The sequence below is a fragment of the Oleiphilus sp. HI0123 genome, assembly GCF_001635315.1.
Map to the genome: position 1 here is coordinate 1 of NZ_LWGE01001433.1, position 5,250 is coordinate 5,250.

7 protein-coding genes are annotated in these 5,250 nt (G+C 44.4%); all 7 read right to left on the bottom strand.

The genetic code is table 11. The features are described 5' to 3' along the window. A partial coding sequence (locus A3761_RS18595) for an efflux RND transporter periplasmic adaptor subunit (RefSeq protein WP_068750665.1) occupies nt 1–773 on the bottom strand: 773 nt, incomplete at its 3' end. Next, on the bottom strand, nt 770–1,372 hold the full coding sequence (locus A3761_RS18600) for a TetR/AcrR family transcriptional regulator (RefSeq protein WP_068507139.1): 603 nt from the start codon (nt 1,370–1,372) through the stop codon (nt 770–772). The genes A3761_RS18600 and A3761_RS18595, both read right to left, overlap by 4 nt. 612 nt (nt 1,373–1,984) lie before the next feature. Further along, the gene (locus tag A3761_RS18605; RefSeq protein ID WP_068507134.1) at nt 1,985–3,142 is read right to left on the bottom strand and encodes an NAD(P)/FAD-dependent oxidoreductase; all 1,158 of its coding nucleotides are present in this window, start codon (nt 3,140–3,142) and stop codon (nt 1,985–1,987) included. Between the two features lie 9 nt (nt 3,143–3,151). Next, a complete protein-coding gene (locus tag A3761_RS18610; protein WP_068507132.1) occupies nt 3,152–3,328 on the bottom strand; it encodes a rubredoxin in 177 nt (58 codons plus the stop codon). Nucleotides 3,329–3,341: 13 nt separating this feature from the next. Continuing rightward, nucleotides 3,342–3,509 (bottom strand): rubredoxin, encoded by a 168-nt coding sequence (locus A3761_RS18615; RefSeq protein ID WP_068507129.1) that lies wholly within the window; start codon nt 3,507–3,509, stop codon nt 3,342–3,344. A gap of 38 nt (nt 3,510–3,547) precedes the next feature. Further along, a complete protein-coding gene (locus A3761_RS18620; RefSeq protein WP_068507124.1) occupies nt 3,548–3,901 on the bottom strand; it encodes a hypothetical protein in 354 nt (117 codons plus the stop codon). 56 nt (nt 3,902–3,957) lie between these two features. Next, entirely contained in the window at nt 3,958–5,175 is a 1,218-nt protein-coding gene (locus A3761_RS18625) for an alkane 1-monooxygenase (RefSeq protein ID WP_231872153.1), read from the bottom strand. Between the last annotated feature and the right edge of the window lie 75 nt (nt 5,176–5,250).

Here is a 5,250-nt window from a genome sequence, read left to right on the forward strand (position 1 = left end):
TGGGTAATACGATCAACACTATTCACGATATGAGATATAACGGCTTTAACGGGTTCATCGCGCTTGTGAATTTTAATGTCATATTGGTCACCAATATTTAGAGTCTGCCCCCACTCTGCTGGCAACGAAGCCTCAAACTCCAAACCACCAATCGCTTCGAGTTGAAGAAGAGGTTTTCCAATAACAGCCAAATCCCCTTGATTCACCCAGCGCTTAATAACGCGTGCATCAATTGGACTATTGATGCGGTGATAAGGCTCCCGAGCAAGCTGCCTTTCCAGCTCACTCTGCGCTTGATTCAACTGAGTTTCCGCAAGATTGTGTTGCACTTTTGCCTTGCGAAGTTGTTCCACAGTAATCACGCGTTTTTCGCGCAGTTGACGAGCATTATCTACATCATGTGCCATATCCTTTAATCGAATTTTGGCTGATTCGATAGCACTCTCTGCTCGACGAATAGAGGTAAGCAATTCGGTTTCATCCAAGGCTACTAGCAAATCACCTTGAGACACCATGTCACCCTCTTTTACTGTCAGTTCGTCAATCGTTGCCGATTGCGAAGTACTGATTTCGATACTGCGAGATACATTGGTGTACCCTGTTGCCGAATAAAATCGAGGCACTAGATCTTCTTTAACATGATGAGCATCGACCTCAATTGGCTTGGCGGCCACTAGTTGGGTACGAAGTGTATCGTTTTGCTCGCCGCAAGCCGTAGCTATGCTGACGGCTGCAAGAACAGCTAATAATCGTGTTACTAATCGTAGACTCATTGGAACACTCCATTTTTCAGTAAATGACATACATGTTCAGCAATGAATTCAGGGTCATCATGCTCGGGTTTTCCACCAGGAAAAAACACCCTCATTGGTTTAGATTCCAAGTGATAAAAAACAAGGGAGAACAAAGAAATAGATGTCATGTGCGGGTCGCTATTGGGAGAAATTCGCTCCACTAGTTTTAATACATTTACCCATTGCGCCATGAAAACATTATTCGCGAGTAGCGATATTCTTTCTTCATCAGCTTCTAACAGTTCACGTTGTAGAAGGAGCCTAAGATTTTCGTCGTTTGCCATGAGTTCCGTGAACTGAAAGATAAATCGCCTCAATTGTTCCTCTTCACTACCAACGGGCTGCAAAGCGGCTTCTAACTTTGGAGCTATGTCTTTAAACGAAGCTTCGATACTGCTGAGATACAGCGCTTTCTTGTCAGGAAAGTGGTGGTAGATCGTTGCGATACTCACGCCAACGGCGGTGGCTACCTGGCGTATTGAAACACCACTAAACCCCTGCTTTGCGAAAAGCGGAATGGATACATTGAAGATAGCGTTCAAGGCTTCTTCATTGGTTGAAAACTTGGACTTGGCCACTTATTTCTCTCTTTTTATATCCCAGCAAAATCTATAGAACGAACGTTCTATAGATAGAATAATAGAACTTAAAGTAAAAAGAAATATGCAACGTTGGCGTCAGTCTAAAGATGAGACACCCATCAACATCTTCAGAGTCACACAAATATCACTTACTAGACAAACTAATTAGGTATCGCGGTTATCCTCAATTCCCTTTGAAGCACAAATAGGTAAATACGTTCCCACAAGCTCATTATCTAGAATCAGCTTTCATTGTTAATGTGCGGATTCCTCTGGTAGGTAATGTAAAATTTATCGGAGAATAGGATCGGATCTTCTGACCGCTTTTCACCATTCCGTAACGTGAGAGAAGCGGACATAAATATAGACTCAAATACAGAATATCCTGCGGACTGCTTGTAGTAATGTAGCCACTAAGTTACTTGTTTACAAAACCACTTTCGTACAAAAATTACTATCATCGCGTAAAACTCTATCCAACCAATTGGTTTAACATTTCCATTGGCTAAATAGGTGGTAGATCCAAGAAATCTAGACAATCCATACACTCTCATACAGCATTCGCATCGAAATTGCGGGCTAGACACCCTTCGAGCTAAAAGATTATACCTATCCAGTAAGTTCTATCTCCTTAATAAAACTGCCCTTCTGAGCAATACATTCACCCAGCAATGCAAAGCCACTAATATTGGACTGAGTCGTATAACGAGCAGCGTAACTGTTACCTTCGCCTTCCACGCGCCATTCCCCTTTAGATTCGTAGCTGGGACATATCACTAAGGGAGAATAGGCTAGCTTTACCGCTACAGCCTGTGGTGGCAGAACTAAAGCAGCAGGTTCCCCACATAAGGTTTTTGCCAAACATTTTGCTGATGCGGTTGCTGGAGCAATAAACGAACGAACAGCACCAAGTGTCTCAGCACAATCACCGATCGCGTAAATATTGGGATGACTTGTTCTAAGGAATTCGTCAGTCATAATTCCTCGATTTATTTCGATATTAGCCTGTTTAGCCAGGTCAACACGAGGCAATAATCCAACTGCTGACAAGATAAGATCTGCGCGGATGACGGTACCCGTATCTAGCTCAAGTAAAAGCTGATCACCGTCATCTTGAACATCACCTACCTTCTGCTCCATGTGCCACTGTACTTGTTCTTTTGGGAACGCATTCATTATGTGCTCACCGAGTTGCTCAGGTACACTTCTGCTAAGCGGCCAGCTCGCAGTATCTATAACATCAACCTGAAAGCCGTTATTACACAGATCACTGGCAAACTCGATACCGACAAAACCGGCACCAATAATGGCGATTCGACTCGTGCTTTTATCAAGTTTTTGGAGTTCTGCTCTAAACATTTCGTATTCAGCTAGATTATTTACTGAAACGCATCGTGGAGAATCTGTTAGTTCGAGATTCATCGGGGATGCGCCTGTTGCTAAAACCAACTCATCGAATATTAGTTCATTGACTGCGCTATTAGAGTCTCGGTAACGAACACAACGTTGGTCTGTTTCAATCGCTTCAACCTGAACCTGATGGATGATTTTAACGTCATGCTCTTGTTCAAGAACTTCCCTTTTTTTCATAATCAGATCAAGCGGCGCCTTATTCATTGAAATCGCTTTCGATAAATTTGGCTTGTAGTACAAATCACCTGAATCTTGCGTAAGTAAGCTTATCTTAAGTGCTTTACCGTGCGCTCGAAGTTCACGGACGAGCGTAATCGCGGAATGCCCAGAACCAATAATGATAATATGCTTCATGGCTGCCACCTATTCGACAAGATAGAAATCAGATTTTGAAGCCGAACATTCCGGGCAGGTCCAGTCGTCCGGAATATCTTCGAAGCGTGTACCCGGCGCGATACCCTCTTCGGGCATCCCTAATGCTTCGTCATAAATCATGTCGCAAGTGATACAACAATACTTTCTATAATTCTCTGTGCTCATGATCGCTCCTCAATTAATCTTTCAGCTCTTCGAAATCTGGCTTTTCTCTCACAAAGCAGTCAGGGCAAGGAAAGTCATCCGGAATATCTTTCCATAGCGTTCCTGCAGGATAGCCTTCGTGCTCAGCGCCTTTGCTTTCGTCATAAATGTAGCCACAATCTGGGCATTCATATTGAGCCATGTCTTTGCTCCTTTATTAAGTTTTGATATGTCGTTGTATTAAATAATCATCGAGTAGGCCAAAACGCATATCGCGCTCGCTGCAAACACACCATGCAGGCACTGCAAGATCAAAGGTTTCGACCTACCTTTGAGTACTTTTCTGAACAGTTGATACGAACCAATGACCACACCTAGAGTGAGCACAAGTCCTACCCAGTTCCATGAGTTGGTAGTATCTGCTGAATGCGCATCATACAGACCCAGTATCAGCAGAACCGAAGCACCTGAGGCGGCTAATCCATGAACAGTGATCATCCACTTTCTTATGGCTCGTTTTTGTATTCTGTTTTTAAGCAGGAATGAGCCAAACCCTGCGACTCCGATCAGAGCCAATAAAGAAAGTACAAGCATGGACGCACCTAAACCCGTTCAGTAATTGTGTTCTAATCCCGTTAGACTTAGCCTGCCTAGGCAGCCTTCTCTACTTCAGGGTGATGGTGACGAGAGAAGATCTCGTCGCGCTTAGTGGGCTCGATATTTACCTTGTCCATATCTCCACCAGCCCATTTCACAACCTTCGGATCCATTACCGAAAACCAAACCGGTGGAATCATCGCTAATACGAACATCCATGGGTATCCGGCAGGAAGAGAAGGTACACCATGATAATCACGGAGAACTTGGTAAGCGCGAGTCGGATGCGCGTGGTGGTCAGAGTGACGTTGTAAGTGCAGGAGAATCAGATTGGAAATTTTCTGATTCGAATTCCAGGAATGGTGTGGCTGACAGCGCTCGAATCGCCCAGTCTTTTCGTTCTTCTGCCTGAGCAAACCATAATGTTCAATGTAATTTGCACACGTCAGCTGCCAGTAGCCGAATGCAGCCACAATCGACAGAAATGGAATCATCACAGGCCCAAAGTAAGCTAGCAGCATGCTGTACAATGCAACAGTTGCAAGAGCGGGCTGGATAATCTCATTCTGTAACGACCACTCTGACTTACCCTGTCGCTTCAACCTTGCGCTTTCCAGCTCCCATGCTCGGCGAAATGCCCCAGGCACTTCTCGTTTTACGAATTGATAGATAGACTCGCCCATTCTTGATGATGCAGGATCTTCAGGCGTCGACACATCTTTGTGATGGCCTTTGTTGTGCTCGATAAAAAAGTGCCCATATCCCGGTAAAGCTAGAGCCATCTTTGCAAAAAACACCTGCGTTCGGTCATTGACCTTATGGCCCATCTCGTGGCCAAGGTTAACGCCAATTCCAGCGGCTAAACCTGCTGTTAAGGCTCCACCAATAAAGTTAAACCAGGACCATTCGTATTGAGATACCGTATAGGCACATGCAATCACCGCTGCCCAAAGCAAAGGAACGGTCAGGTACATCACTTTTTTGTAGTAAGGCTCTGATTTAAGCTCTTCGACCATTTTTTCGGTTGGATTCGCTTCATCATCACCAAAATAGCTATCTAGTGCCGCTATTCCGAAATACCAGAATACGATTGTTGTCCATAACCATAGGCCATTTCCTGTTGTAACCGCTAGATAACATGATCCGATAGGCGCTAAAGGTAAAATCAGCGAAATGATGTAAGCGTATTTTTTTAATGACATCCAGGTGGTGATTTCACCCTCGCTTTGAGAGCGCGGGACCGAAAGCATTGCTGCCGCTTCTTTAGACATGAGATTTTCTCCGTTATTGTTAGTAAAACAATCTTATCGGGAGACGCAGGCCAGGGTTATGGCCCTAGGTGTCAT